General features: G+C 45.7%; 26 protein-coding genes and 1 pseudogene. 19 read left to right on the top strand and 8 right to left on the bottom strand.

Going from position 1 to position 25,348, the window contains the following annotated elements; all coding sequences use genetic code 11:
* Nucleotides 1–20: 20 nt before the first annotated feature.
* Nucleotides 21–383, top strand: a complete 363-nt coding sequence (locus DOM22_RS17145) for a DUF3565 domain-containing protein (protein ID WP_142701542.1) — start codon at nucleotides 21–23, stop codon at nucleotides 381–383.
* Between the two features lie 6 nt (nucleotides 384–389).
* Here DOM22_RS17145 and DOM22_RS17140 read toward each other — a convergent pair whose 3' ends face one another.
* Nucleotides 390–1,484 (bottom strand): DUF2914 domain-containing protein, encoded by a 1,095-nt coding sequence (locus DOM22_RS17140; protein ID WP_142701541.1) that lies wholly within the window; start codon nucleotides 1,482–1,484, stop codon nucleotides 390–392.
* A 55-nt stretch (nucleotides 1,485–1,539) separates the two neighbouring features.
* On the bottom strand, nucleotides 1,540–1,851 hold the full coding sequence (locus tag DOM22_RS17135; protein ID WP_142701540.1) for a hypothetical protein: 312 nt from the start codon (nucleotides 1,849–1,851) through the stop codon (nucleotides 1,540–1,542).
* Nucleotides 1,852–2,146: 295 nt separating this feature from the next.
* Between DOM22_RS17135 and fliL the strand changes: the two genes are divergently transcribed.
* From fliL to DOM22_RS17065, 14 genes and pseudogenes are all read left to right on the top strand, one after another.
* Complete coding sequence (gene fliL / locus DOM22_RS17130) at nucleotides 2,147–2,677, top strand: flagellar basal body-associated protein FliL (protein ID WP_142701539.1); 531 nt, start codon at nucleotides 2,147–2,149, stop codon at nucleotides 2,675–2,677.
* A gap of 9 nt (nucleotides 2,678–2,686) precedes the next feature.
* Nucleotides 2,687–3,709, top strand: coding sequence for a flagellar motor switch protein FliM (gene fliM, locus DOM22_RS17125; RefSeq protein ID WP_142701538.1), 1,023 nt, complete (start codon nucleotides 2,687–2,689; stop codon nucleotides 3,707–3,709).
* Between the two features lie 131 nt (nucleotides 3,710–3,840).
* Nucleotides 3,841–4,092: pseudogene (gene fliN, locus DOM22_RS17120) on the top strand (flagellar motor switch protein FliN); the annotation flags it as partial.
* A gap of 9 nt (nucleotides 4,093–4,101) precedes the next feature.
* Nucleotides 4,102–4,809, top strand: a complete 708-nt coding sequence (gene fliO, locus DOM22_RS17115) for a flagellar biosynthetic protein FliO (RefSeq protein ID WP_142701536.1) — start codon at nucleotides 4,102–4,104, stop codon at nucleotides 4,807–4,809.
* The gene (fliP, locus tag DOM22_RS17110) at nucleotides 4,806–5,564 is read left to right on the top strand and encodes a flagellar type III secretion system pore protein FliP (RefSeq protein ID WP_142701535.1); all 759 of its coding nucleotides are present in this window, start codon (nucleotides 4,806–4,808) and stop codon (nucleotides 5,562–5,564) included. Before fliO ends, fliP begins: the two co-directional genes overlap by 4 nt.
* 8 nt (nucleotides 5,565–5,572) lie before the next feature.
* Nucleotides 5,573–5,845: a flagellar biosynthesis protein FliQ gene (fliQ, locus tag DOM22_RS17105; RefSeq protein ID WP_142701534.1), complete on the top strand. Its 273-nt coding sequence runs from the start codon at nucleotides 5,573–5,575 to the stop codon at nucleotides 5,843–5,845.
* Between the two features lie 4 nt (nucleotides 5,846–5,849).
* The gene (gene fliR / locus DOM22_RS17100; protein ID WP_142701533.1) at nucleotides 5,850–6,629 is read left to right on the top strand and encodes a flagellar biosynthetic protein FliR; all 780 of its coding nucleotides are present in this window, start codon (nucleotides 5,850–5,852) and stop codon (nucleotides 6,627–6,629) included.
* A gap of 37 nt (nucleotides 6,630–6,666) precedes the next feature.
* Complete coding sequence (gene flhB, locus DOM22_RS17095; protein WP_142701532.1) at nucleotides 6,667–7,731, top strand: flagellar biosynthesis protein FlhB; 1,065 nt, start codon at nucleotides 6,667–6,669, stop codon at nucleotides 7,729–7,731.
* On the top strand, nucleotides 7,731–9,830 hold the full coding sequence (gene flhA, locus DOM22_RS17090) for a flagellar biosynthesis protein FlhA (RefSeq protein WP_142701531.1): 2,100 nt from the start codon (nucleotides 7,731–7,733) through the stop codon (nucleotides 9,828–9,830). Before flhB ends, flhA begins: the two co-directional genes overlap by 1 nt.
* On the top strand, nucleotides 9,820–11,253 hold the full coding sequence (flhF, locus tag DOM22_RS17085; RefSeq protein WP_142701530.1) for a flagellar biosynthesis protein FlhF: 1,434 nt from the start codon (nucleotides 9,820–9,822) through the stop codon (nucleotides 11,251–11,253). The genes flhA and flhF overlap by 11 nt, the downstream gene beginning before the upstream one ends.
* Nucleotides 11,250–12,080: a MinD/ParA family protein gene (locus DOM22_RS17080; protein ID WP_142701529.1), complete on the top strand. Its 831-nt coding sequence runs from the start codon at nucleotides 11,250–11,252 to the stop codon at nucleotides 12,078–12,080. The genes flhF and DOM22_RS17080 overlap by 4 nt, the downstream gene beginning before the upstream one ends.
* Before the next feature lie 79 nt (nucleotides 12,081–12,159).
* On the top strand, nucleotides 12,160–12,945 hold the full coding sequence (locus tag DOM22_RS17075; RefSeq protein WP_142701528.1) for a FliA/WhiG family RNA polymerase sigma factor: 786 nt from the start codon (nucleotides 12,160–12,162) through the stop codon (nucleotides 12,943–12,945).
* A 141-nt stretch (nucleotides 12,946–13,086) separates the two neighbouring features.
* On the top strand, nucleotides 13,087–13,422 hold the full coding sequence (locus tag DOM22_RS17070; protein ID WP_142701527.1) for a hypothetical protein: 336 nt from the start codon (nucleotides 13,087–13,089) through the stop codon (nucleotides 13,420–13,422).
* A gap of 116 nt (nucleotides 13,423–13,538) precedes the next feature.
* Nucleotides 13,539–13,805 carry a hypothetical protein gene (locus DOM22_RS17065; RefSeq protein WP_142701526.1) on the top strand — a complete coding sequence of 89 codons (267 nt, stop codon included), beginning with the start codon at nucleotides 13,539–13,541 and terminating at the stop codon, nucleotides 13,803–13,805.
* Between the two features lie 3 nt (nucleotides 13,806–13,808).
* On the opposite strand, the gene DOM22_RS17060 is transcribed toward DOM22_RS17065, so the two are convergent.
* Both DOM22_RS17060 and DOM22_RS17055 read right to left on the bottom strand, forming a co-directional pair.
* On the bottom strand, nucleotides 13,809–14,936 hold the full coding sequence (locus DOM22_RS17060; RefSeq protein ID WP_142701525.1) for an RNA polymerase sigma factor RpoD/SigA: 1,128 nt from the start codon (nucleotides 14,934–14,936) through the stop codon (nucleotides 13,809–13,811).
* A 49-nt stretch (nucleotides 14,937–14,985) separates the two neighbouring features.
* Complete coding sequence (locus DOM22_RS17055) at nucleotides 14,986–15,291, bottom strand: polyhydroxyalkanoic acid system family protein (protein ID WP_142701524.1); 306 nt, start codon at nucleotides 15,289–15,291, stop codon at nucleotides 14,986–14,988.
* A 356-nt stretch (nucleotides 15,292–15,647) separates the two neighbouring features.
* Between DOM22_RS17055 and aspS the strand changes: the two genes are divergently transcribed.
* Nucleotides 15,648–17,486 (top strand): aspartate--tRNA ligase, encoded by a 1,839-nt coding sequence (aspS, locus tag DOM22_RS17050; RefSeq protein ID WP_142701523.1) that lies wholly within the window; start codon nucleotides 15,648–15,650, stop codon nucleotides 17,484–17,486.
* A 9-nt stretch (nucleotides 17,487–17,495) separates the two neighbouring features.
* On the opposite strand, the gene DOM22_RS17045 is transcribed toward aspS, so the two are convergent.
* Complete coding sequence (locus DOM22_RS17045) at nucleotides 17,496–18,149, bottom strand: DUF4097 family beta strand repeat-containing protein (RefSeq protein WP_142701522.1); 654 nt, start codon at nucleotides 18,147–18,149, stop codon at nucleotides 17,496–17,498.
* Between the two features lie 77 nt (nucleotides 18,150–18,226).
* Here DOM22_RS17045 and DOM22_RS17040 point away from each other — a divergent pair, with 77 nt between their 5' ends.
* Both DOM22_RS17040 and DOM22_RS17035 read left to right on the top strand, forming a co-directional pair.
* Nucleotides 18,227–18,997, top strand: a complete 771-nt coding sequence (locus DOM22_RS17040) for a DUF1266 domain-containing protein (RefSeq protein ID WP_142701521.1) — start codon at nucleotides 18,227–18,229, stop codon at nucleotides 18,995–18,997.
* Nucleotides 18,998–19,115: 118 nt separating this feature from the next.
* Complete coding sequence (locus tag DOM22_RS17035) at nucleotides 19,116–19,544, top strand: hypothetical protein (RefSeq protein WP_246845722.1); 429 nt, start codon at nucleotides 19,116–19,118, stop codon at nucleotides 19,542–19,544.
* Here the strand turns inward: DOM22_RS17035 and DOM22_RS17030 are convergent.
* The 3 genes from DOM22_RS17030 to DOM22_RS17020 all read right to left on the bottom strand — a co-directional run bounded on the left by DOM22_RS17030 (nucleotide 19,447) and on the right by DOM22_RS17020 (nucleotide 23,081).
* Entirely contained in the window at nucleotides 19,447–20,589 is a 1,143-nt protein-coding gene (locus DOM22_RS17030; protein WP_142701520.1) for a CpaF family protein, read from the bottom strand. The genes DOM22_RS17035 and DOM22_RS17030 overlap by 98 nt on opposite strands.
* On the bottom strand, nucleotides 20,586–21,896 hold the full coding sequence (locus tag DOM22_RS17025) for a type II and III secretion system protein (protein ID WP_142701519.1): 1,311 nt from the start codon (nucleotides 21,894–21,896) through the stop codon (nucleotides 20,586–20,588). Before DOM22_RS17025 ends, DOM22_RS17030 begins: the two co-directional genes overlap by 4 nt.
* Nucleotides 21,897–21,971: 75 nt before the next feature.
* Nucleotides 21,972–23,081, bottom strand: a complete 1,110-nt coding sequence (locus DOM22_RS17020; protein ID WP_142701518.1) for a hybrid sensor histidine kinase/response regulator — start codon at nucleotides 23,079–23,081, stop codon at nucleotides 21,972–21,974.
* Nucleotides 23,082–23,276: 195 nt separating this feature from the next.
* Here DOM22_RS17020 and DOM22_RS17015 point away from each other — a divergent pair, with 195 nt between their 5' ends.
* Nucleotides 23,277–25,328, top strand: a complete 2,052-nt coding sequence (locus DOM22_RS17015; RefSeq protein WP_142701517.1) for a hypothetical protein — start codon at nucleotides 23,277–23,279, stop codon at nucleotides 25,326–25,328.
* The last annotated feature ends 20 nt before the right edge of the window (nucleotides 25,329–25,348 follow it).

The raw sequence follows: 25,348 nt of genomic DNA, 5'->3' as shown, positions 1-25,348 counted from the left end.
AATAAAATCGCGAGGACGGTATGGATCAAGGAATCGTCGGCTATCTTACGGATTCGGAAAACCACTGGGTGGCAAAACTAGAGTGTGGTCATGTTCAACATGTCAGACATGATCCGCCGTGGATGGTGCGAGAATGGGTTCTGACTGCTGAAGGGCGTGAGGGGCATCTTGGGGTTGAACTTGATTGCAAGGTTTGTGATGAACTGGCAGAGCGCTTCAAACAGCGACTTCTGCCCAAGTTACGTGCGACTTTGAATGATTCATACGAGTCGGCGGGAATCAGCGGCCTTTGTGACGAAGGCCGCTTTGAAGTGGCAGTATCTTCACTTGAGAACGTGGCGATCGGTGAGATCATCCACGAATCTTCAAAAAGTCTGGCGTAGTTTTTTCTACATGATCTCGGTCGTGAAGGTGCGGTTCTCTGAGCTCATTTCATTCTTCATCACATTGAAATAAATACGACCGATTTCACGACCGTCCGTGGTTTCCACACTGACCCGTCCTTCGCCGGCAGCATAGTTCTGTTTGACCGCGAATCCTCTGAAGCCATTTTTTCTGCCGCCAGAAATTTTCATTGGAACTTTGTCGGTGCTGATCCAACCCTGGCGCGGATCTTTGTAATACCAATGCACAATAACGGAATCACTGAATCGTGCCGGGGAGTAGATCTGCGCAAAGAAATAAATTTTATCTCCAGGCTCTGCTAAAAATTCCTGATCTCCAGTTTTCCAGAATCTCCAGGAGGGGTTTTCGTGGGACAAGAGATAATTTCCCTCTGATTTTTCAATGTTGTGATAGATACCCATGTTCTGAACTGACAGTGGCACCGGTGGAATCCAGCCGATGAAATACAAAATCAGAAACATTCCCAAAACGCCAAAGCCAGGAACGGCTAAAGTTCTTAGCAGCAGTTTTTTGTTTTGAATTTTTTTTGTCAGTAATACAAACGCACTATAAATAACTGCCGCTGTTAGTGCAATGGACAACAGGAACGTTGTTACTCCCACAAATCCCAATAGCACCGGAATGGTCATTGAAAAGAATGCAAACAGGCATATCACGTACAAGGCGACTTTCAAATCGACAGCGGCCTTCTGAACACTTTTAAGTTCGTTTGCCACCATGATACCCATCATTAAAACGACAAAGACGATCGATGAAAAGATCGAGGCACTCTTCAGGAAGAATAACGAATATACACTCAGCAAGCTTCCTAATAGGAAGTGCACGGCCAGATTTCGATACTCCCAGTATTTTGAAACACGGGGAGAAATTGTGACTAAGTTGTGAGTGTTTAAGAAGTCATAGAAAAGAATCACGCCAATGACTCCAAGATAGACCACCTGTTGCACTATGCTTAACGGATCATCGATGTCTGAAAGAGTCAGAACGTCAAAGATAAATCCGCCCGGGAAAAAGGCGATGTCCACTTTGGTTTCATTTTTTTCATAGTAATTTAGAAGGCGTTGTTTCAGTGCTGTCATGGATTTATCCTAACCAGATGGTTAGGATAAATCCATTTAAGAAAGTCTTTCCTGACTAATGGGTGAATTTCGATTTGATGGTTTCAATGCCATGTTCGACTTTTTCACCCCAGCGAGCCATAAAGCTTTTAGCTTGTTCATCGGTGATGTTGTATTGGGCCATCAATGAATGAACTTTTTCTGTGGCGGCTTCTTTGGACATGCCGGTTTTTTCGCAGATCATATTAATCAAATCATCGGGACTTTTTAAGGCGTCTTTGATTTGAGCATCAGAAAGATTCAAGTTTGAGAACTGAGCTTTTAGTGCGGAGGACATTTCTCCGAATTTGCTTTGAAGGCCTCCCACGGTTTGATTTTGGTTATCCATAAAGATCTCCTTTTTTATGCGTGGACCCTCTTCTATTATGAACCTGTCAGAAGGTTCTCACTATTGACCTAGGTCGGGGCCTGACAAGAGACACAGTCAACTTTACTTCGCCAAACTTTTGACTACCGTCATAAAAATTTTGTAGGGAAACATTTTCCCCAGGGGCAAAAATTGCCTGTAATCAAATATGTTAGACCGCAGGACAGGGGCCTAGACCGAAGGCGTGTTGGCATTCCAGTTGCTTACAATTTCCATGAGACCACTCCCATCTGTGGTCGTTCATCATGGAGGATGAATGGCAGAAGAAAAAGCGGCGGCAGCTGAAGCAGCTCCGTCTGGCGGTTCAGGACAAAAGCCTATACTTCTTATCGCTCTAGCAGTGATCAATATGCTCATCGTCGCAGGCGTGGGCTTCATGCTTTATAAGAACAAGCAGAAAGAAGCAGCCGAGCCTAAAATCGAACATGTAATTAAAGGTGAAGCTGAAGCTCAACATAAAGAAGAAGCTGAAGAAAAAGAGTTGGTCGGTAAAGTCGTTCCACTTGAAACATTCATCGTAAATCTTGCAGGTTCCAAAGGTCGTCGTGTCGCCAAGGTCAATATCGAGCTTGAGCTGAAAGGCGAAAAAGCTGCGGAAGAAATCGACAAGCGTAAAGCGCAAATTCGCGACATCATTATCATTATTCTTTCTTCTAAAACATATGAAGAGGTTTCGACTCGTGAGGGTCGTGACAGCTTGAAAAATGAAATCAAAGACACGATTAACTCCTTCCTGGTTCAAGGGAAGATTTCGAACGTGCTCTTTACTGAGTTCTTATACAACTAAGGCAGGGCTATGAATCAGGTTCTTTCACAGAGTGAAGTTGATGCGCTTTTAGCCGCGGTTTCCGACGGGGATGTTGCCTCTTCGGATTCACCAAAGTCAGATGATGGCCAAGGTGGTGGCGGTGGCGGCAGCAATGGTAAAGTTGAAGAGCGCAAAATTATATCATACGACTTAACCAGCCAGGACCGTATTATCCGCGGTCGTTTGCCTCAGCTGGAAGTTATTTACGAAAAGTTCATGAGAGCTTTCCGTGTTTCTTTGTCTTCGGCTCTGCGCAAAATCGCGTCGATCACTTTGACTGGTACGGAATTCCTTAAATTCGGTGAGTTTATCAATACTTTGCCGATGCCGACGTGCATGTGCGTTCTGCGTTTTGGTAACTTGCGTGGTTCAGCTCTTTTCGTAATCGAAAGTAAACTGGCTTATGCTTTGGTGGACAGTTTCTTCGGTGGTGCTGACCGTCCTTATACCAAAATCGATGGTAAAGATTTTACTCCGATTGAACTTCAGATCGTACAAAAAGTCGTGGGTCTTGCTATTAACGACCTTGAAACAGCCTGGGCTTCTGTTGAAAAAATCGGTTGTTCTTTTGTTCGTACGGAAGTGAATCCCCAGTTCGTAGGTATCGTGCCTCCGACTGACGTAGTTATCGCTTCGACTTTCGACGTTGAGCTTGAAAACGCTTCGGGTACGGTTTCTATCGTTATCCCTTATGCGACAATCGAGCCGATCAAGCAAAAACTTTCCACTGGTTTCCAAGTTGAGTCTGACCAAACTGACAAGAAATTGTGGACTTCCACAATTCAAGAACAGCTTTTGGAAACAGATTTGGAAATCAAAGTGAACTTGGGTGAAACCGAGATCAAACTTCGCGACATGATGGGCTTGAAAGTAGGGGATGTCATTCCTTTGGATCAAGATGCCACGGGCGAGTTTGAAGTTGAAATTGAAGGTATCAAAAAGTTTTTAGGTTATTACGGAATACATCATGGAACCGTGGCTGTCCAAGTGACTCGTCCGGTAATCAAGTAGGGGGATAAATGACAGACGATAAATTGGACGACTTGGCAGATCAGTTAATGGCAGAAGCTTCCGGAATGGCATCTGAAAGTGCCGCTCCAAAAAAGGAAACCAACAGTAATTCTATCGTTAAAGATAGAAATTTGAATTTGATCCTGGATATTCCATTGAAAGTAACAGTGGAGTTGGGTCGTACAAAAATGCCGGTGAGTGAGCTTTTAAATCTGACTCAAGGTAGCGTTATTGAATTGAACAAATTGGCTGGTGAGCCAATGGAAGTTTACGTGAACGACAAGTTGATCGCACGCGGTGAGGCCGTGGTGGTGAATGAGAAGTTCGGTGTACGTTTGACTGATATCATTTCTCCGGCTGAACGCGTAGAACAGCTGAAGTAAGAGGTTTAAATGAAGTGGATTCTTTCTCTTCTTTTTGTGATTTCCGTATCTGCTCAAGCAGCAGACAAAGAGGCCCCTACCTCTGAGGCAGCTCCAGCAGCTGTCACGGCAGAAGCAACAACCGACACGGCAGTGACGGCAACAACTGCTGATGCGGTGGCGACTAAAGATTTGCCGAAAATCGACAATCGCAAAGAATCTGAAATTCCACTAAATTTGGAAAAACAGAAAAATGCCGGAACCGAAGGCTCTAGCTGGTTCCGCATTTTGATGACGCTTTCTATTTTGGGTGCGGTGGCTTGCGGTGCATTTATCTTTTTGCGCAAGTACTCGGTTCCTAAAGAACGAAAGCATCAAACGCAGATCAAGGTTTTGCAACAGCACTACCTGGGGCCTAAGAAAAGTTTGGCTATCGTTCGCGTTGCGGGCGAGTCCATTCTGATCGGGGTAACGGATCATAATATCTCGATGATTAAATCCCTTTCTTTGTTGGATGACGAAGTTCCGGAAGAAGCCCCAAAAAGCTTCGGCAAAACAATGGCGACTTTTGATGAAGACGAAGCAGAACAACAATTTAGCACAGAGCCTAAAGAACGTGTTTCATTCAAAAGTCGTGCAAAAGAATCCGCAAACACTGACGCGGACGATGAATTCGCCATTAGCGGAATCAAAGATATCGTTTCAAAACGTTTGAAAGGCATGAGGAATTTTCAGTGAATTTTAAGAAACTGACTCTTTGGAGTTTGATTCTACTTCCCCTGATTTTGCTGACGAGTTCACATGCATTTGCGCAAGTGACATTGCCAACAGTGAACTTGGGGTTCAAAACTTCTGACAATCCAAACGAAGTTGTAAATGCGATTAAACTAGTTTTGATCATGACCGTGCTGACTTTGGCACCGGGTATCCTGATCATGATGACAGGCTTTACTCGTATCATCATCGTATTGTCTTTTTTAAGACAAGCGATGGGTGTTCAACAAATGCCACCGAATCAATTGTTGGTGGGTTTGTCTTTGTTTTTGACTTTCTTTGTGATGCAACCGGCATTCAATGAAATCAACACCAAAGGTGTTCAGCCTTATTTGAAAGGCACCATTTCTCAAGAGGCAGCGATCGAAAACTCCCTGGCTCCTTTGCGTAAGTTCATGTTCAACCAGACACGCGACGCGGATCTGGCTTTGTTTGTAAAACTGTCTAAAGTTGAAAAACCTAAGACACGTGCCGAAGTTCCAACAATGGTTTTAGTTCCGGCATTTGTGGTTTCGGAACTTAAAACCGCTTTCCAAATCGGTTTCATTATCTTCCTGCCTTTCCTGGTGATCGACATCGTCGCCTCCAGCGTTTTGATGGCGATGGGTATGATGATGCTTCCACCGATTGTGATTTCGCTGCCATTTAAAATTATGCTTTTCGTACTTGTCGACGGTTGGGGTTTGCTGATCGGTTCGATGGTAAAAAGTTTCGGTTGAGGTAATAAATGACTGAAGAATTAGTAATTAAACTTGGCCAGGATGCTTTAAGAACAACAGCGATGTTGTCAGCTCCGCTTTTGATCAGCACGCTGGTTGTCGGTTTGGCTGTTTCCATTTTCCAGGCATTGACTCAGATCAATGAGGCGACTTTGACGTTCATTCCGAAAATGATCGTGGTTGCGGTGGTCGTAGTTTTAGCCGGGCCGTGGATGATGGACGTTTTGACGACATACACTTCGACGTTAATTGAAAATATTCCGGCCATGGTCAGGGAATAGCAGAATGTTAAATTGGACGGCACTTACAGAAGCACAAATCCTCCTTTTCGCGCTGATCTTTCTGCGCATGGTGGCTTTTGTGATTGCCTCCGCTTTCTTTGGAGCTGGCAATATCCCAGCTCCAGTAAAGATTTTATTGTCGCTGATTTTAAGCGTTCTTTTGTTTCCGATCGTTAAAATCGGTAACGTGGATTACCTTGTGATTTCCAATGAAATCATATCCTTAGCTATCCGTGAACTCTTGGTCGGATTGCTGCTGGGTTTTTTAACCCGCATCTTCTTTTTCGTTGTCTCTATGGTGGGGGATCTTATCGCGATGAGCGTGGGTTTGTCTGCCGGGCAGATGTACAATCCATTGCTAGGAACGTCTGGGAATGCGATGGAATCTTTTTACTCCACTCTGGGGACGTTGGTTTTTCTCGCGATCAACGGACACCATATTCTGATTCGCGCCATTGTCGAGAGTTATACTTTGGTTCCGGTCAGCTCCTTGAGTTTGAATGTTGGGCCTTTCGCGGAAATGGCGATGTTTGGTCAAACTACTTTTATTCTTACAATTAAGATGTGCGCCCCTGTGTTGGTGACGATTTTGCTGGTGAATTTATCGATGGGTATCCTCGGTAGAGCAGTTCCCCAGATTAACGTCCTGGTTACGAGTATGCCGGTGTCGATTATGATCGGTATGACGGTTGTTTTCATCTGTTTACCATTGATGGTTTCCGAGATGAATGGACTGGTCGAAATCACGGCCAGTCAACTGTTCAAAGTGATGAAAGCATTGTAGAATTTTAGAGAGAGATGAAGTTCTAGGAAGGAACTAAGTGTCAGGGGAAAACGACAGCGAAAAAACCGAATCGGCCACGGATGCCCGACGGGAAGAATTTCGCAAGCAAGGAAATGTTGCGCAGTCCAAGGAGCTAGCTACAGCAATATTGTTGTTGGCTGCTTCAGGTGGCGTCTATGCCTTGGGTCGTTTCTTTTTCAAAAACTTCTATGACCTTTTCCAATATTCCTTCGGTCCCGACATGGTTTCAACTATTCGTTCCGGGAACTTCACTGAAGCTCTTCGTATTAACGGAGAGAAAACTTTGATTCTTATTGCACCTGTAATGGGTATTGCAGGTTTGTTGGGTGTTGCTGCCACTGTGGCACAAATCGGTTTCTTGCAAGTTGAAGATGCACTGACTCCGGATCCTAACAAGCTGAATCCCGTTGAGGGGATGAAACGTGTGATGAGTCTTCGCGCTGTTATGGAAGCCGTAAAAGGTATCCTGAAAATGGGCGCGATCGGTATGGTTTTGTATTTCTTGTTACGTGGCGAAGTTCATCAAATTCCGTATTTGATGAGTTTCTCGATTGAACAAATCTGCACTTACATTGGTGGCATCGTCGCGAAACTTTTGGGCGGCGTGGGTGGAGTGATGTTGGTTCTGGCTGGAGCTGACTACTTCTATCAACGTTGGGATCTTGAAAAGAAAATGATGATGACCAAACAGGAAGTGAAAGAAGAGCACAAACAGCGCGAGGGTGATCCGATGATCAAATCGCGCATTCGTCGTATCCAAAGGGAGATGGCCTCTAAGCGTATGATGGCTGACATCCCTAAGGCCGACGTTGTGATCACGAATCCGACGCATATCGCGGTTGTTTTGAAATACTCAGACAACTTGCCAGCTCCTCAGGTGGTGGCGATGGGTGCGGATTCTGTGGCAGAGAATATTAAGGCGCTTGCAAGAGAGCACAATATTCCGATCGTTGAGAATAAACCATTGGCCCGCACGATCTTTAAAACCATGAAGATCGGACAAGTGATTCCCAGGGATCTATTTGTCGCAGTGGCCGAAGTACTTTCATATGTTTACCGACTACGTAGGAAGAAAAGATAATGGAAGATGTTTTTCAGTTTTTAAAGAGATTCGAAAAGTATACTAAGAATACGGATCTTTTTATTGCGTTTGGTATCCTGGCAATCCTGGCGGTAATGATCATTCCATTGCCTCCAATGATGCTGGATATCTCTCTTACATTCTCCCTGGCGATCAGTATCCTGATCCTGCTTGTGAGTATCTATACTCAAAGAGCCCTTGATTTCACATCTTTCCCATCGCTGCTGTTGATGACGACGTTATTCCGTCTGTCCCTGAACGTAGCGACAACTCGTTTGATTTTGACCCACGGTCACGAAGGTGAAAAAGCGGCCGGTGATGTTATCGCCTCGTTCGCAAACTTCGTTGTCGGTGGCAACTACGTCATCGGGTTTATCATGTTTGCGATCTTAATCGTCATCAACTTCATGGTAATCACCAAGGGTTCTGGGCGCGTAGCCGAAGTTGCTGCCCGTTTCACCTTGGATGCGATGCCAGGTAAGCAGATGTCGATCGACGCGGAATTGAACGCGGGTCACATCACTGAAGCTGACGCTCGTAAACGCCGTCGTCAGATTGAACAAGAAGCTGACTTTTACGGTGCGATGGACGGTGCCTCCAAGTTCGTTCGTGGTGACGCGATCGCGGGTATCATTATTACTTTGATCAATATCCTGGGTGGTTTGGCGATTGGTGTGATCCAAAAAGGTTTGGATGTGGGCACGGCTGCCAAGTACTACACGATGTTGACGATCGGTGACGGTTTGCTTGCGCAGATTCCGGCACTTATCATTTCAACTGCTGCCGGTACGATAGTTACTCGTACTTCAAACTCAGATAAAGACATGGGTGCTGAGGTTACAAGCCAACTTTTGGTCAACCCTCGTGCCGTTATGATTTCTGGTGGTGTACTGATCCTTATGGGTATCATCCCAGGTCTTCCAACAGTTCCATTCTTAATGATGGGTGGATTGATGTGTGGAGTTTCCTGGGTTATCAAAAAATACAAAGCCGAGACTGTGGCAGCAGAAAAGAAAGCTTTGGAAACTCAAGCGATTGCTCCGAAAAAAGAAAATATCGAAAGCATGCTTCCAGTCGACATGGTGGAATTGGAAGTTGGTTATGGCTTGATCAGTATCGTCGAGTCGGACCAATCTGGTGACTTGCTTGAGCGTATCGTCAGCATCCGTAAGCAATTTGCGTTGGATCTGGGGATCGTGGTTCCAAGTATTCATATCCGCGACAACTTGCAGTTGGCGCCAGGTGAATACCGCGTGATGATCAAAGGCAACCGTGTGGGCGGTGGGACTCTTCGTCCTGAAGCGATGCTTGCCATGGATCCAGGAAATGTTTCTGATCCTATCGACGGCATTAAAACAAAAGAACCTGCATTCGGTCTTGATGCTCTTTGGATTTCTCCAAACCGCAAAGAAGACGCTGAAATCGCGGGTTATACAGTGGTGGACTTGCCAACGGTTATGGCCACTCACTTGACTGAAATCATTCGCTCTCATGCTCATGAATTGTTGGGTCGTCAGGAAGCAGCATCTTTGGTTGAAAACTTTAAGAAATCTCATCCTAAAGTCGTTGAAGAGCTTATTCCGGATCTTATGTCCTTGGGTTCTGTTGTTCGCGTTATGCAGGGACTTCTTAAAGAACAAGTATCGATTCGTAACTTGCTTACGATCTTTGAGACCTTGGCAGACGAAGCTCCGCGCACAAAAGATATTGAAGTCCTTACAGAAAGTGTCCGTAGGTCTCTGGCTCGCGGTATCACTGCAAAGTACACAACTGATCAAGGCAACATCCCTGTGATGACCTTGCACCCGGTGATCGAGGAATTGATCGCGAACTCTTTGTTGCAAACAGAGCAGGGTGTGCAGTTGGTGATGGATCCAAATACAGCACATCGCTTGATCAATGAGATCGCGCGTGCGGTGGAAAACCATCCGGAAGTGGCAAGTCAGCCGATTCTGCTGACCAGCCCGACTTCCCGTCGTCATATTTATAAACTGACTTCGCGTTTTATCCCTCAGTTGGTTGTGCTTTCGCACAATGAATTGACGTCAGATGCGGATGTTCAATCGGTTGCCCTTGTGGAGATGAGCCATGCAGGTTAAGAAATTTGAAGCACGTACTATGAAGGAAGCTCTGGAGATGGTTAAGACCCAGCTGGGGCCTGATGCCATCATCCTCTCTGCCCGTGACAACAACAAAAGCTTCGGCTTGGTTGGCGAAGGAAGTGTGGAAATCACTGCCGCTGTCTCCGAAGAGACTTTGCAAAAAAAGAAATTCGCAGAATCCAAATTGCGTGAGCAGGATCGTCAAAGATTCCAGGCTAGCACCGCTCGTCAGCAAAAAGAGCTGATCACCAAAATGGTGGAAAAGCATGTGCAAAAAAGCCAGCCGCCTGCGCAAATCACGCAACGTCGTTATATCGATATCGAAGATGAAAATGAATATGCTCGTCAGCAGAAAATGTCTGAGGAAAGAGTTAAAAACGCAGCACAACGCGCTTTGCATGCTTTCCAAGAGCAAGAACAAAATTTTGCACCTAAAAAGGCGGCGGCATCCGTAAAGCCGGCGGCCGCTCCAGCACCAGCTAAACCTGCAGGTGAGTCACCAGAAGTCATCGCTTTGAAAAGCGAGATCGCAAACTTGCGTCAGGTGATCACTCAGTTTCAACAAATGCCACAATCCTTCGTGGGTGCTCACCCAGGAGCTGATTTCGGCATTTCTTACGATTTAAGTTCTATTTTTGAAAAATTGACTCGTTCAGGAATGGCTCCAGAGATCGCGGCTGATATCTTGACTCAGACTCAAGAAACATTGCCACCTTTGAAAATCAAAAATAAAGCTTTGGTAGAAGCGTTTGTTGCCCGCCGTGTTTTGGACGCTATCAAGATCGCCCAAAATCCCACAGCAGGGAAGATTCACTGCTTCGTGGGTCCTGCAGGCAGCGGTAAAACTTCAGCATTAATTAAAATGGCGAGCCACATGGTGGTTCGTGAGCGCAAGAAAGTTGCAATTTTCACCACAGACACATTCAAAGTGGGTGCTGCTGATCAAATGAAGATCTATGCGCAAATCCTGAATGTTCCATTCTCTGTGATTCGCAATCAAAATGACTGGCATAATCTAATGCGCTATTTGGCGAATGTTGATTGCGTGTTGGTGGACTTTGCGGGTCTAAGCCTTAAAAACAATGAAGAGATCGGTCTTTTGCGCAGCATTTTGCCGCCACAGGCATTGAACGCAAACATCCATTTGACGATGTCGGCTAATACGAAAGACGCCGATGCGATCGAATTGGGTCGTCGCTATTCTGTGTTAGGTTATAAAGATGTGGTATTTACATCCCTGGATGAATCCACTCAGCACGGTACTATATACAACTTTATGAAGCGTTTTGATATTCCATTGCACTCTTTCGGTATTGGTTCGCGCGTTCCAGAAGACTTTGAGTTCGCGACGAAAGAGCGTTTGTTGGATCTTATTTTCAATATCACTAAATTCAAACAACAGGATTCTGAAGCTGTATGAGCCGTTTAAATACTTTTGATTTATACCGCACTAGAACGATCAGCATTACTTCCGGCAAGGGTGGTGTTGGTAAAACGACGTTGGTGGCCAACCTTGCTTTGAGTCTAGCTCAAAAAGGTAAGAAGGTTTTGATTTTGGATGGGGACTTGGGCATGGCGAACGTGGATATCATGTTCGGCGCCAAAAGCCAGGGCAGCATTCACGATATCATCGCCGGTCGTAAAGAGATGAAAGACATTCTTTTGGAAGTTTCTAAAGATGTCTTTTTGATTCCTGGTGGCAGCGGAATCGTAGAGTTTAATAATCTGAATCATTTCGAAAGACGTGCGATGGTGGAAGCCATCAGTTCGTTGCCGATGGGCTTTGATTACCTGTTAATTGATACCGCTCCGGGGATCGCAGAGAACGTTTTGTTCCTGAATTCTGCCGCTCAGTCGGTAAGTGTGGTGATCACACCAGATCCTTCTAGCTTTGCAGACGCCTATGCACTTATTAAAGTTTTAAACAAACAGTACAAAGTGAATCACTTCTCGATCGTTTGTAATCAGGTGCGCGATGAAGAAGAAGGGATGAATCTTTATAAACGCTTCAACGATGTCGTGAATCGATTCCTGTACATTGGTCTTGATTACTGGGGCTCAGTTCCAAACGATTCGGTCTTGAGGAAAGCAACACAAATGCAACGTCTCATTGTGAGACACGATGTGGGAGCTGAATCATCTAAGGCAATTCGTCAAATTTCTGCGCAGATCGAAAAATCCTCCAAGCTAATTGAAGCTAATGGCGGGATGCAGATGTTCTGGGATCAAGTGGTGGGTTTCGCTTAGGGCAAATCCTAGTCCGCCACAGAATTGGACTTTCAGCGCATAGGGCTGTTTGCTAACATAGACTTCAAGAGGGATAAATATGGGGAAAAATGCGGCATTGTTGAAGAAGTACAAGGATGAGCCACGTCAGCTCGCGCCGACAAAAAAAGACGACCTTATTAGAGAGTACGCTCCACTTATTAAATTTATCGCTCAGAAAATCGCCGTTAGACTTCCCTCTAACATCGAATTGGATGATCTTATTTCGGCAGGTGTTATCGGCTTGATGGATGCCATCGAGAAATACGATTCCACTCGTGATAATAAATTTAAAACATATGCTGAGTTCCGTATCCGGGGTGCCATTCTGGATGAACTTCGCGCTCAAGACTGGGTTCCACGTTCTATTCGTGATAAAGCAAAATTGCTGGATCGAACGATGGTACAGTTGGAAGCAGATTTGGGCCGTAATGCGACTGATGAAGAGGTAGCGAAAGCCCTTAATATCAATATCGATGAATTCCATGATCTGGTAAATCAAGTTCGTCCTGTAAGCTTGTTGCCAATCGACCAAGCGACTACTTTCAGTAATACAGACAAAAAATCCATCATGGATATTTTGGAAGGTTCTCGTACCAACAGCCCCTTCAACCAATTGAATGTTAAAAACATCAAAGAAGTTGTGGCGACGGCTATCGAAGAGCTTCCTGAAAGACAGCGCCTGGTTCTTTCTCTTTATTACTATGAAGATTTGAACTTGAAAGAGATCGGTCAAGTATTGCGCGTGACTGAATCCCGCGTTTCTCAATTGCACGCTCAAGCAGTTACTCGCCTTCGTGCGAAATTGGCTGCCACGATCGGTGCCGGCGAATTGGAAGTCGCTTAGTTTACCGATTTTATTTTCCTAATTAAATCCGAAAACGCCATGGCTACCCCATGGCGTTTTAGTTTCTGGACTGACAAACGACAGGTCCCGGAATTCTTTTTAGAGATGTGCTACCATTCGTATATGAACAGGGAGGCCATTATGAGAATTCTAAAGGTACTTCTGGCAACTTTGATCTTATCTGTATCTTCCATCGCTTTTGCAGCACCATCGACATCACGTTCAGACACGTTGATGAGTGATGATGGATCGGCCGAACAATCGTTAACAACCACACGCCGACCTTCCAGCTTGTTCAAACAACCTGGCATTCTGCCTTGTCCCGATCAATCACGGATGACGAAAATGAATGATCTGGCGAGACTGGAGAACCACAGTCGAGATTGCCAACCGTCGACTGACGGAGCGCTAAGAGTTCAACCTGATCGTCCAGATGGAGAGGTTCAAGGATCAGAGGTTCCTGCACAATTCGAGTAGATTTGTGAGAGCAAAAGGGCTAACAGATTTTTCTTGTGCAAGGAACTTGGAGTTTGTCTTGAAACAGCTTGAATGTGAGTGAGTGATTTCAGTCACCCTCCTGTAGTATTAAATCCATGAGAACAGCAATACAAATCATAACGGTCTTATTGGGTTTCTTTTTAATTTTCCAAGCCACGGCAGCAGAAGCCGCGGTCGAGTTAAAAGGAGACGGCTATGAAAAGCTAAGCGGCAATTTGAAGGATCACGAGATGCAGGTGGGTTGGGCAGAACCAATCAAAAAAATGAAATGTAAATTGATCAGCCATGTGGCGGTCGATGATTTCACCGGTCAGGCGGCTAACAAAATGAAAGCCATGACTAGCTTGGAATGGAAGTTTTAGTTGCTACTCTTCGTCTTCCATTTTGGCTTTGATCTTCTTCATCAAGCGCGCTTCCATCTGACGAACAGCCTCACGCGTGATGCCGTATTTTTCACCGATCTCCTGCAAAGTCAGGGGTTCGTCATTCAGAATACGCTCATCCAGAATGATCTTCTCTCGGTCAGAAAGTTCGGGGCGAATTTCTTCGATTTTCTGTTTTAGAATTTCCAGTTGTTCTTCACGCGCCAGTTGCTCATCCAACGGTTGATCGCTGATACCTTTTTGCAGATCACCCAAGCTGGTGCCGGAGTCATCGTCCACAGGTTTATCCAAACTGACATCACGCCCTGACATACGCATCGCCATGTCGCGAACTTCGTCTTCAGGAATTCCCAGGCGGGAGCTGATCAAAGCCGTTGTGGGTTCAACACCCATGGCGTCCAACGCATTTTTTTCTTTTTGCAGCTGATAGAAAAGTTTTCTTTGGTTCTGAGTCGTCCCAATGCGCACCATGGAATACTGACGCATCAAATACTCTTGAATATAACCTTTGATCCACCAGACGGCGTAAGTGATTAAGCGGGCACCTTTGTAGGGATTGAACTCGCGTACGGCGTGCATTAGTCCCACGTTGCCTTCTTGAATCAAGTCGATCATCTTCGCACCAAATTTAGAATACTCAGCTGCGACTTTGACGACAAAGCGCAAATTCGATTTCACCAGGGCTTGAGCTGCCTCGGGATCTTTGGTTTCAAAATATTTTTTTGCTAGAGCGATCTCTTCTTCTTTGGTCAAAACTTTGTATTTACGGATCTCGTTCAAATACATCACCAAAGGATCGCTGGATGCGAGAGCCTTGGAGCTATCGATACTCGGAAGTTTGGGAGATTCTTCAGGCTCTGCGAACTCTTCAATGTCCTCGTCATGAGAAGAAGGAACAGCGTAAGCTTTATCAGCTTCTGCGTGTTCCATAGAATCCGTCGATTCGTCCTCAACGATTTCCGCGACAACTTTTTTGGGTTCGACTTTTTCTTTTGAAGTTTTTTTGGCAGGGGCTTTTTTAGGCGCAGGTTTTGCCGGGCTGGCTTCTTTGGAAGCCGCCGTTACCTTTTTGTCCTTCTCGGGAGAAGTTTTTGCCTTGGTTTTTGCCATAGTCCCTTTTTCGAAATCGAACAATTAGCGGGATAAATTAGCCCAGGAATTAAGCCAGATACTTAGCAAGCTTACGCTCCAAAGTTTCCTGAACCTTACCCTTGAACGGAGTCAGCATCAATGGTAGATCCACCACAACTGATACCTTACTGCCATTGCCCGCAGCGGCAACACTCATGTCCGCTTTGAATTGAGAGCCGTTAAGCTTGCAACTCATCGTTCCATCCGTGAAATCGCACTTCAATTTGGGATCGAATTTACGAATATCAAGGTCATTTGCCAAAAATTCTTTAATTTTCTTATAGGCTTCAGGGGCAGGTTGGCTGGAATCGTGATTAATCGTGAACTTGGGCATTCTTAGGTTCCTTTCAAACGTTCTGTTTTTTGAGTATATCGCTTCGTGGCGGCGGAGGGGAAGCGTTAAGGCTGAGGACCTTCTCGCTTCGGACAGTCCTCGCTCGAGTGGATTTGTGATTTTACCTAGGCTTTGGGCTCGCTGTGGAACTCGCGATAAGGTCCTCAGCCTTAACGCTTCCCCTCCTCGTCGAGTGTTTATTCAAAATACGATCGTCTTCAGGTCCCAATGGTCTTCGTTCGATATTTTGAGAAGAGTGGGTGCGTTGGGTTTTGACCTTTTTTGGGGGAAATGAGAGTATTTTTGAATGCTTGGGGTGATTCTGGGCATTCTTTCCTTTTTGATAAGGGTTATCCATGAAATTTGTTAAGGATCTTAAGAGAACTGATTATTGCGGTAAAATGACTGCAGCTAATGTTGGGCAAAAAGTTGTTGTGATGGGTTGGGTCGATGTGCGACGCGATCACGGGAACTTGGTGTTCATTGATTTGCGCGATCGTGAAGGTATCGTGCAAGTAGTTCTTGATCCAAACAAATCTGAAACGTCAGCTTCAAAAAATCTTCGTGGCGAATTCGTTATCGCGGTTGAAGGTATCGTTCGTGCGCGCCCAGATGGTATGAAAAATACTAAAATCAAAACGGGTGAAGTGGAAATCGAAGCGACTCGCTGTGAAATCTTGAATGAGTCTGCAGTTCCTCCGTTCCAAGCGGGCGATAACAACGTGAACGAAATGCTGCGTTTGAAATATCGTTATTTGGATTTGCGCACAGAGCGTTTGCAATCTCACTTGATCACTCGTCATAAGGTGGCTCAAGTGGTTCGTCGCTTCTTATCTGATAACGGCTTCCTGGAAGTGGAAACTCCGATTCTTTACAAATCGACTCCAGAAGGTGCGCGTGACTATTTGGTTCCCTCACGTGTGAATCAAGGGACTTTTTATGCGTTGCCACAGTCTCCGCAAACTTTGAAACAGCTTTTGATGATCGGTGGTTATGACCGTTACTTCCAAATCGCCCGTTGCTTCCGTGACGAAGATTTGCGTGCGGATCGCCAGCCTGAGTTTTCACAAATCGATATGGAGATGTCATTCATTGACCAAGAAGACATCATGGCAATGAATGAAAGAATGCTTCGCACGATCTGGAAAGAGATCAAAGGTATCGATGTGGGCGAAATCCCTCGCATGACTTACCAGGATGCGATGGACCGTTATGGTATCGATAAACCTGACACGCGTTTCGGTATGGAGATCAAAGATTTGAAATCCATAGTGACGGGTTCTGGCTTTAAAGTATTCGACGATGTTTTGGCTCGTGAAGGTATCGTTCGTGGCATCGCCGTTCCTAAAGGTGGCGCATACTCTCGCGGTCAATTTGATAAACTTACGGATATGGCGAAACGTGCGGGTGCAAAAGGTTTGGTATGGATCAAATCTGAAGCAGATGGCACATTGAGCTCTCCAGTTTCTAAATTCTTTTCGCCAGAAAAACTTTCTGAGATCTTTATGGCGACAGGCGCACAAAAAGGCGACTGTGCATTGATCGTTGGCGATGAATTCGATATCGCATGTGCGGCTCTTTCGACATTGCGTCTGCACTTGGGTAAAGAATTGAATTTGATCGACACTAAAACTTATAAATTCTTGTGGGTGGTGGACTTCCCACTTCTTGAGTACTCTCCAGATGAAAAACGCTGGGTGGCTCGTCACCATCCGTTCACTTCACCTAAGGATGAGTCTTTTGACGACTTGTTGGGTACGAACGAAGCGGCTTATGGCAAGATCCTGGCGAAAGCGTACGACCTTGTTTGTAACGGATACGAAATGGGTGGCGGATCTATCCGTATCTATCGTAACGAAATTCAACAGGCGATGTTCCGTTTGTTGGGCATGAGCAAAGAAGAAACTGAACACAAATTTGGATTCTTCTTGGAAGCTTTGAAATACGGAACACCTCCACACGGTGGTATCGCTTGGGGCTTGGACCGTTTGGTGATGCTACTTTGTGAAACAGACGCTATCCGTGAAGTGATTGCATTCCCGAAAACGGCGAAAGCAACTGACTTGATGGCAGACTGCCCAAGTGAAGTGAAAAACGATCAGCTGGCAGAAGTTGGTGTTCGTTTGAGTGCTTTGGCAGAGAAAACTTTGGCTGATAAAGCTAAGGGTGTAACAGCGAAAGAGAGCGAGGCTTAATAGCCTTCTCTAGTTAGTGACTGTGATGTTTCCAGAAGTGGTTAGGATGTGAATCTTAGCCACTTGGTCTAAAGATGTGGCCGCTGCAGGATTCATCTGAGCGCGATTATCGATCTTGCCGATCTCTGATTTCAATTCAAATTCAAAAATTTGATTTTTATCGACGACAAATTCAATATCTCCGCTTTGCGATTGCAATTGCAGTGTGCCCGCGTATTTTTCCGGAAGATAAACGGAAGCCTCAAGCTTTGAGTCGGATTCTTCGGTGTACTCTTCGCCATTGATATTCAAATGAATCCAATGTGTCGACATCGGATCATGCAGTTCTAGATTCAACTGTCCTGGCTCTGTGATCTGGCTGATAAATGGACCTTTTTCAAAACGGGGAGCTTTGCCCTCGACCAAAACTTTCAATGTGGAACCATTGTATGTTCGCACATGAATTGGCATTCGGTCGCTGCGCATCTGGATGGTTCGGATTCCCTGCAGGAAGTATTCTTCTTGTTCCTTATGATCTTCGCCGGCGGCAAAGTGTCTGGTGACTTTATTGAAAGCAGTGAAGATCGAATTCGGATTATAGACCGTATATCCGATGAGAATAATCATCGAGCCGACAAATATAAAAAAGAGGGCAATCGCGCCCATGATCAGCTTCTTCAACATGGTCTCATATTTATCACATTGAAAATGACAAAGAAACGTAATTGAATAAGAGACAGATCTTCCACAGGAGTTACTTCATGCAAAGAGTTTTGCCCGAAACAACCTTAGAAAAAAACATGATGTGCATGGGTGCTGTTTTTATTGAAGAAAACTTTCTTTTGGACGATTTGTACGAAATCATTGGTTCCGATTTGGTGGAAGGTCAGGAATTGGCGGAGGACGTCAAAGAGCAGGTTCTGGAAGAGGTGGGCGAGTACTTCTTTCGCCTGGATATGAACTGGGGCGATGAAATCAAAGCGGATTGTATCGAAATTCTGCAGGATTATTGGGGAGTTAAAAGTCGTGAAGATGCTCTTAAGAATCTGGAGGACATTCGCCAACAGGGTCATCGCGTAAAGTTCAATGTCTTGCGTGGTATCGTACCTGCGGATGGAAACTTGGATCATCACACGCTGGAAAAATTCAAACAGGTCTTTACCTTTGATTTCAGCGAAGATAAGCCGGCGCAGATTTCCGATGAGGACATTCGTAAACTTGCTCAATGGTTTCAAAGAACACATAGGTTTTTAGGTCAGCATGGCATCCTTGCCTGGGATGCGGCTCGTTTCGTTCACCTGGCGCGCTTGAGTTTTGTTGCGGGATATTTAAATGACAACGAGGCCTGGGCTGAAATTCTTAAAATGGCGCCGATTGCCAATGACAAATTTCACGACTGGATGGAGTTTTCCCAAAGCTTCCTGATTGGCCGAACATTTTGGTCGGGCAGTGAAGATCCCTTGGTTAAGAAAATCTGCGAAAGATTGCTGGGTCATCCGGCAAGTCCTTGGAACTTCTACCCCCTTTCTTAGTTAAACTGTGACCTAGGTCCAGAAATTCATTGCAGGTCTCAAGCTGAGACGTCTTAATCCGATACGAAGTATAAGGGAAACCATGGATGGTTTTCTTTAACACACACGGAGGTGTGGTATGGATAAGATCAGCGGAATCCTTCCTTCAAGCGCAAGAACCCGAGCGACGGATGTGTCAGCATCCCAACCGGCGCGCCCAGGTGCTCCCGCATTTGGTCGTCCCGAAGGAAAAAATTCCTTGGGTGACCGAATTCAATTGAGCAAACAGTTGGAAGAAATGCGCCAGTCAGGAGCGTTGCCGGAGCCCGAAGCTCCGATCAGTTATAAAACTCCTGAGATGAGCAAAAAGAAAGTTATCGAAGACTTGAACAAAGCTTTCTTTACAAATCCGAAGTCCATCGCTCGTGAAAACGCGGAAACAACTCGTTCAGAGGAAGCATTGAACAACGTCAAAGACGCTCAAGAGTTCTTCCCGACGAAGTCAGGTCCAATGGCTCAACCAGGAAGCCGTGGTCCTCAAGAGAACACAGGCGATAAGCCCCTTTAAAAATTCTTAAACCTGATGGCTCTCGACCGGCAACCAGAATGTAGTCGAGCGAGAGCTGAATCAGACGACGAATTGCTATCAGATTCCATTGGGGTGCACCCATTTGGATCAACATTTCCAGGCGAATCAATGCCTGTTGGGGATCTTGCGCATGAAGCGTTCCAAAGCTTCCCGCATGCCCTGTCGCCAACGCCATTAAGAAATCTTTTGCTTCAGATCCACGCACTTCACCCATCACCAATCGATCTGGCCTTAGTCGCAACGAACGCTTCACCAGTTGAGTTTGATCTATGTTAGGCAAAATGCCTTGAGGATCTTCTCTGGTATGCAGTTTCATACTGGCGCCATTTGAAAGAGCAATTTCTGAAGTGTCTTCGATGACCACCACGCGCTCATTTTTAGGCAACAAATCTAATAGTGAATTCAAGACCGATGTTTTTCCGGATCCTGTGGAGCCAATAACCAGGAAGTTCTTTCGTTCTTGAATCAGCTGTTTAAAAAACGACACTTCACTATCTCCACACCACTGATGGGATTTCAATTTCTCGAATGTCCAAGGATTTTTCGGGTGGCGACGGAGGGAAAGATGTGCGTGCGACTGCGTGAGGTCGGCTCCGATCAGACTTAAACGAAAGTCACCAAAACTGCTATCCGCGGAGGGATGTTCAACGGTGATAAAGCATTTCGCCGCCTGGGACATCCGTTCGATGCAATTGCGAAAACTGATTTCAGATAAGAATCGGTCCTGATGTTCTGTCAGTGTTCCATTTTTTTCGAACCAGATTTTATCCGGACCGTTCACTATAATTTCCGTAACTGTTTCGTCCTCCATCAAACTGCAGAGAGGTCCCCAGGAATAAAACTCCGCGCGAAGTCTTTCGCCGATTGCTGCATCCAGCAAGGTGGTTTCCTGCTGAATCAATTGGTCAATTTTTTGCGAACGCAGCTGGGTTTCTTCATCCGGGGAGAGCAGCAACTCATTTAAGGGCAGACTTTGAATGGCACTCTGAAGATCCAGATAATGCTGCTTAAGAAGATTGATCATATATTATTTCGAATCTCGCCCAGGTGGTGGGGGCGGCCTTCACCGTTGTTTTCATTTTCGTTCATGATGGAGGGGCGAACAAAGATCACAAGCTCTGACTTGTTTTCCCGAAAGTCTTTACTGGAAAACAGCGGGCCTAGGATGGGAATTCTAGAAAGTATTGGCAGACCGCTTGAGCTGTTTCCGTCATCATTTTTTAACAGACCTGAAAGCGCAATGGTCTGTGGACGGGTCAAATCAAAGTGACTGGAAACCCGATTGGTTAAAACTCCGGGGACACCATCAACAGCACGGGCTTGATCCAAGGTAGACACTTCCGTTTCAATGGAAAGGCTGATTCTGCCGGCAGAGTCCGCCCGCGGCTTCACTCGCAGCAAGATCCCATACCTTTTCCACACGATATCTTGAACTTCATAATTCATGATTTTGATTGGGAACTCTCCGCCAGCCAGGAATTCAGCCTCGCTGCCACTGCGACAAATGATATTGGGACTGGCCAAGATTTTCCCGAAGCCTTTTTCCTCAAATGCTTGTGCGGTAAAGACGGCTTCGCCCCAAACATTTCCGTCTTTGGGTAATACGGTTGCGGAATATTCCTGGGGCCATTTGATACCATACTTCATGGCGTTGGAGTGAATGACTTCGGCAACAGTGATCTGCACTTTCACCGTGGGTGCGATATCGAGACTGGTTTGGTCTTTGACGATGGAAATCCCATAGGGTTGCAGCAATTTTTGGTATTTACGTAAAGCCAGATCATTTCCCGCCACTCGAATTTCGGGTGCTGGCACAAAGATAATAGTTTGCGGAGGGATTTTCGCTTTATTCAACAGGTCACTGAGATGTTGCTGACTTTCATTTTGCAGGGACGGGGACATTGTTGCACGCATTTGATATGTGATGCCTGAAACTTTCAACGATTCAGCCAAGCGAACCCAATCCTGCAGGCGATACAGGCGGCCCGTGACCAATAAATCGCCTTCACCAACTTCGACATTCAGCCCGATAAATTTCGTGAGCTGTTTTTTCAAATCTGAAAGAGCCGCTCGTTTTCCGGGGTGAACCACTTGAATGCGATAAAGATTGCCGTCAACTCTTACATTGGTCATTCCCTCGCCAACACCCTTGATGTTTAAGCGTGATCCGAGCGCTTCGGCTTTTAGAATCGCGCGATCTTGAATCCATACGGATGAACGAGTGTGAATATTTAGGCTGCTGGATTCACCTAATGAAAGAACGATTTCAGTAGGGACGGCGAATGCAACGTGGGAATAAATCAGACAAAGTAAAAATAGAATGGCCTTCATGCAAGGTTGTTAGAGCAACCTTTACGCACAGGGCCTCGCAAGTTCACATGGTATGAGCCTGCGAGGTTCGGACGTTTACGGATTCGCGAGAGGAAGTTCGAAGGAAACCATTACACCTTGATCGGTATTCTTAAATTGCAAGTGTGAGCCGTGCGCTTTTAAAATAGCCTGACAAATGGTCAATCCCAAGCCAGTTCCTGATGAATGGTGCATGACATCTTCATCAATGTAAAAAGGCTTCATGATTTTTTCCACAACTTTACTGGAAAGATGAGGACCGCGGTTTGTGACAGAGAAGCGTGCCACATTTGCTTCCGGAGCTACTTTGACTTCGATTTCCGTTCCGTCCTGACAAAACTTTGCCGCATTGTGAATCAATCTTTGCATAATCTGTTTCACTAAACGCACGTCTGCCAGCACACCGTTAGGGGAGATGTGATTTCCGATGGTGATATTTTTCTGATTCAAAAGATTTACGACTTCTTTAGGAAGATCGCTGAATTCAGAGAATGAAACATTTTGTACGTCGATTTTGAGCTGATTTGTTTCAGCACGAACAATCAACAAAACATCGTCCACCAGATTTTTCAACCGATCGGCACTGCGAGAAATGCGGTTCACCATCAGTTTGTCTTCATCTGCCAAAGCCGACTCGCTCAGCAAAGCCGAGAAGCTTAGGATTGAAGTCAGTGGAGTTTTCAATTCGTGGTTAATCAAAATCATGAAATTGGATTTCGCGACATCCAGGCTTTTCAACTCGTCCAACGCTTTTGCTAATTCTGAATTTTTCGTTTTCAGTTCTTGGCCTAAGGCGAAGCGATCAACTGCGTGATCCACGGTGTTCGCAAGATCCACGGGATCCCAGGGTTTCGTGATGTAGCGAAAAATTTGACCTTTATTCACAGCTGAAATCACAGATTCAAGATCTGTGTAACCCGTCAAAAGAATGCGAACTGTTTCAGGATGAGATTCCAGAGTTTTTTCTAAAAACTCCACGCCCGTCATTTCAGGCATACGTTGGTCTGTGATGATCAACGCCAAGGAGCCTCGATGTTGGTCGAGAACCTCTAGGGCCTGCTTTCCAGACGTAGCCTTAAGTACAGTATATTTCTTTCGAAACAACCTCTCTAAGGCTTCTACGTTATCTATTTCATCGTCAACACAAAGAATTGTGTGCTTGCTCATATGAAGGTAGTGTAGGATTTGAAGAGTACGAGTGCAAAGTATTTTCAAGAAGTACTTATGTTGTCATGGAAGACGGCGAGCATGGTCCAGAATACTCAATATTGGTCGGGATTGATCAATTTTGAGTCAAGTCTCTCCTCTATCCTGACGATTAGTATAACGAATATACGTTTTTTTCTTTTCAGGAGATCGAATATGAAATTATGGATTCGCGTTGCAACTCCACTGATGATCGTGTTGAGTTTCGCACTGAATGCCAAAGCCCAATACGCTGCCAACTACGGTATGGCGGGTACGGGTGTATATGGAGGCATGCAACAATGCCCCTATAATTACGGCGGTGGACAAGCAGCGGTCAGCGAAGACGATGATGTTGCTGATCTTCAACAGCAAATCGCTGAAATGAAAAAAGAAAAAACAGAAAAGAAATCTGATTTGAAAAAAGCAGAGAGAGACATGAAGTATGCGAGACGTGATATCGAAGACGTCGTAGCAGACAACTATGCTCAAACTCTTTTCGAACACATGGATGGAACAAAATCTTGTGACGAGTATGAAGGTTATGCTGAAGACTTCACAGCAGACGGTGTTGTTGTCGGCGAAGAAGGTCAGCCTAAAGCGGCGCCGAAAAGCAAAGCTGGTGATTTCTCTCCAGCTCAATGGAATGGTTTAGATACAAAAACGAATTATGTTTGTAACAGAAGTCAAAGAGGAACGATCAATCCTGCAGCCTGCTTTGCTCCGTTCCAAGTTCAAGATCGCAAAATCGGTAGCACTGACAGATGTAAAGCGGCTTTGAAAACTTACAGCGCTTCTACTTCTAAAGCGAACAAGCTACGTAGCGATATCGAAAATATCGATCGCTCTATTGAATATGCACAAGATCGCCTAAGAGATGCTCGTAAAGACGCTCTTCAAGCTCGTCAGGATGCTCAACGTGAGCAAACTGAAGCAGGCATCTGTCCAAACTGTGCGGCTTCAGGAAATGGTTATACATATACTAAACCTCAAACTGACTGGACGAGTGTCATCGCAAACGTTGGTATGGGTTTGTTTGGTACTTACCTTGGTTACCAACAAAATAAATACGCTATCGAAAATGCAGCGAATCTTGGTTACCCGATGAATCCTGCTCCATCTTTCTTGATGGGCTTTCCATATCTTGCAACAGGTTTGACGCAAGCGTTGGGCGGCGGTTCTGGAGTATACGGTGCGATGTCGACAGGTATCGGTGCCGGTGGTTTCGGTTGTGCGGGCCAAAATGGTGGCGCAATGGGAATGTATGGTCCTATGGGTGGCGCAAACGGAACTGGAATGTGGGGTAACCCATATTTGAACGGTGGCGGCCAAATGGGCGGCGGTATTTACGCTGGCGGCATGGGTCCTTGGGGTATGTCTGGTCCGATGGGTGGCATGATGGGTGGTTACCCAGGTATGGCTTATCCGGGTGGTATGGGTGCAGTTGTTAGCGGTGGAGCAATTGGTTCTGCATTCCCAGGTGGAATGGGTTATGGTTCATATCCAGGTGGTATGGGTTACGGCGCATATCCAGGCGGTATGGGTTACGGCGCATATCCAGGCGGTATGGGCTACGGCGCTTACCCTGGTGGCGTGAGCTCATTTGTTAATGGTGGCGGAATCGCTTCTGCATTCCCGGGTGGAATGGGTTATGGATCTTATCCAGGTGGAATGGGCTATGGCGCATATCCAGGCGGTATGGGCTTCGTTAATGGCGGTGCCATTGGTGGAGCAATCGGTGGCGCATACCCAGGTGGAATGGGTTATGGTGCTTATCCGGGAGGTATGGGTTACGGCGCATATCCAGGCGGTATGGGCGGCTATGGCACTTACACAGGTGCTATGACCAGCGGTTACGCGGGTGATATGGGTATGATGCAAATGCAACAGCAAATGATGCAAATGCAGATGCAACAACAGCAAGCTTACTTCCAAGCTCAAATGCAGCGTCAACAAGCTTCCGCGAGCGTTGTTTCTGAGATCATGAACTTGCAGCAAAAACTTTATTACATCCAATCTGGCGCTTATTCAGGCGGCACAAGTTATATTGGTGGTTCGGGTTCTTCTGGTTACTACAACACGGGTGGTACAGTTACTTACCCAGGCGGCGTGATCATGGGTGGCAGCGGCACAGCGACAACTCCGGTTGGTACGGGTGTGACGGTTCCAGGCCAAGTTCCAATTCTAAATAACAACGGAACTTCGACTGGCGTCGGCACAGGTCGATAATTTAAAAATTAAAACTTAAA

It is taken from the genome of Bdellovibrio sp. ZAP7 (assembly GCF_006874645.1).
In the GTDB taxonomy this organism is placed as follows: domain Bacteria; phylum Bdellovibrionota; class Bdellovibrionia; order Bdellovibrionales; family Bdellovibrionaceae; genus Bdellovibrio.
The sequence above is the reverse complement of the archived record's forward strand: the minus strand, read 5'-3'. Positions and strand labels throughout refer to the sequence as shown.

Bases quoted from the DNA above. Each gene is read 5' to 3' on its own strand.
- flhA (WP_142701531.1), top strand. From the start codon at position 7,731: ATGGAAGATGTTTTTCAGTTTTTAAAGAGATTCGAAAAGTATACTAAG.
- DOM22_RS17060 (WP_142701525.1), bottom strand. From the start codon at position 14,936: ATGGCAAAAACCAAGGCAAAAACTTCTCCCGAGAAGGACAAAAAGGTA.
- DOM22_RS17030 (WP_142701520.1), bottom strand. From the start codon at position 20,589: ATGATCAATCTTCTTAAGCAGCATTATCTGGATCTTCAGAGTGCCATT.
- fliL (WP_142701539.1), top strand. From the start codon at position 2,147: ATGGCAGAAGAAAAAGCGGCGGCAGCTGAAGCAGCTCCGTCTGGCGGT.
- aspS (WP_142701523.1), top strand. From the start codon at position 15,648: ATGAAATTTGTTAAGGATCTTAAGAGAACTGATTATTGCGGTAAAATG.
- fliQ (WP_142701534.1), top strand. From the start codon at position 5,573: ATGACTGAAGAATTAGTAATTAAACTTGGCCAGGATGCTTTAAGAACA.
- DOM22_RS17045 (WP_142701522.1), bottom strand. From the start codon at position 18,149: ATGTTGAAGAAGCTGATCATGGGCGCGATTGCCCTCTTTTTTATATTT.
- DOM22_RS17015 (WP_142701517.1), top strand. From the start codon at position 23,277: ATGAAATTATGGATTCGCGTTGCAACTCCACTGATGATCGTGTTGAGT.
- DOM22_RS17145 (WP_142701542.1), top strand. From the start codon at position 21: ATGGATCAAGGAATCGTCGGCTATCTTACGGATTCGGAAAACCACTGG.
- fliR (WP_142701533.1), top strand. From the start codon at position 5,850: ATGTTAAATTGGACGGCACTTACAGAAGCACAAATCCTCCTTTTCGCG.
- fliM (WP_142701538.1), top strand. From the start codon at position 2,687: ATGAATCAGGTTCTTTCACAGAGTGAAGTTGATGCGCTTTTAGCCGCG.
- flhF (WP_142701530.1), top strand. From the start codon at position 9,820: ATGCAGGTTAAGAAATTTGAAGCACGTACTATGAAGGAAGCTCTGGAG.
- DOM22_RS17065 (WP_142701526.1), top strand. From the start codon at position 13,539: ATGAGAACAGCAATACAAATCATAACGGTCTTATTGGGTTTCTTTTTA.
- DOM22_RS17140 (WP_142701541.1), bottom strand. From the start codon at position 1,484: ATGACAGCACTGAAACAACGCCTTCTAAATTACTATGAAAAAAATGAA.
- DOM22_RS17025 (WP_142701519.1), bottom strand. From the start codon at position 21,896: ATGAAGGCCATTCTATTTTTACTTTGTCTGATTTATTCCCACGTTGCA.
- DOM22_RS17040 (WP_142701521.1), top strand. From the start codon at position 18,227: ATGCAAAGAGTTTTGCCCGAAACAACCTTAGAAAAAAACATGATGTGC.
- DOM22_RS17055 (WP_142701524.1), bottom strand. From the start codon at position 15,291: ATGCCCAAGTTCACGATTAATCACGATTCCAGCCAACCTGCCCCTGAA.
- DOM22_RS17080 (WP_142701529.1), top strand. From the start codon at position 11,250: ATGAGCCGTTTAAATACTTTTGATTTATACCGCACTAGAACGATCAGC.
- DOM22_RS17070 (WP_142701527.1), top strand. From the start codon at position 13,087: ATGAGAATTCTAAAGGTACTTCTGGCAACTTTGATCTTATCTGTATCT.
- fliO (WP_142701536.1), top strand. From the start codon at position 4,102: ATGAAGTGGATTCTTTCTCTTCTTTTTGTGATTTCCGTATCTGCTCAA.
- DOM22_RS17075 (WP_142701528.1), top strand. From the start codon at position 12,160: ATGGGGAAAAATGCGGCATTGTTGAAGAAGTACAAGGATGAGCCACGT.
- DOM22_RS17020 (WP_142701518.1), bottom strand. From the start codon at position 23,081: ATGAGCAAGCACACAATTCTTTGTGTTGACGATGAAATAGATAACGTA.
- DOM22_RS17135 (WP_142701540.1), bottom strand. From the start codon at position 1,851: ATGGATAACCAAAATCAAACCGTGGGAGGCCTTCAAAGCAAATTCGGA.
- DOM22_RS17035 (WP_246845722.1), top strand. From the start codon at position 19,116: ATGGATAAGATCAGCGGAATCCTTCCTTCAAGCGCAAGAACCCGAGCG.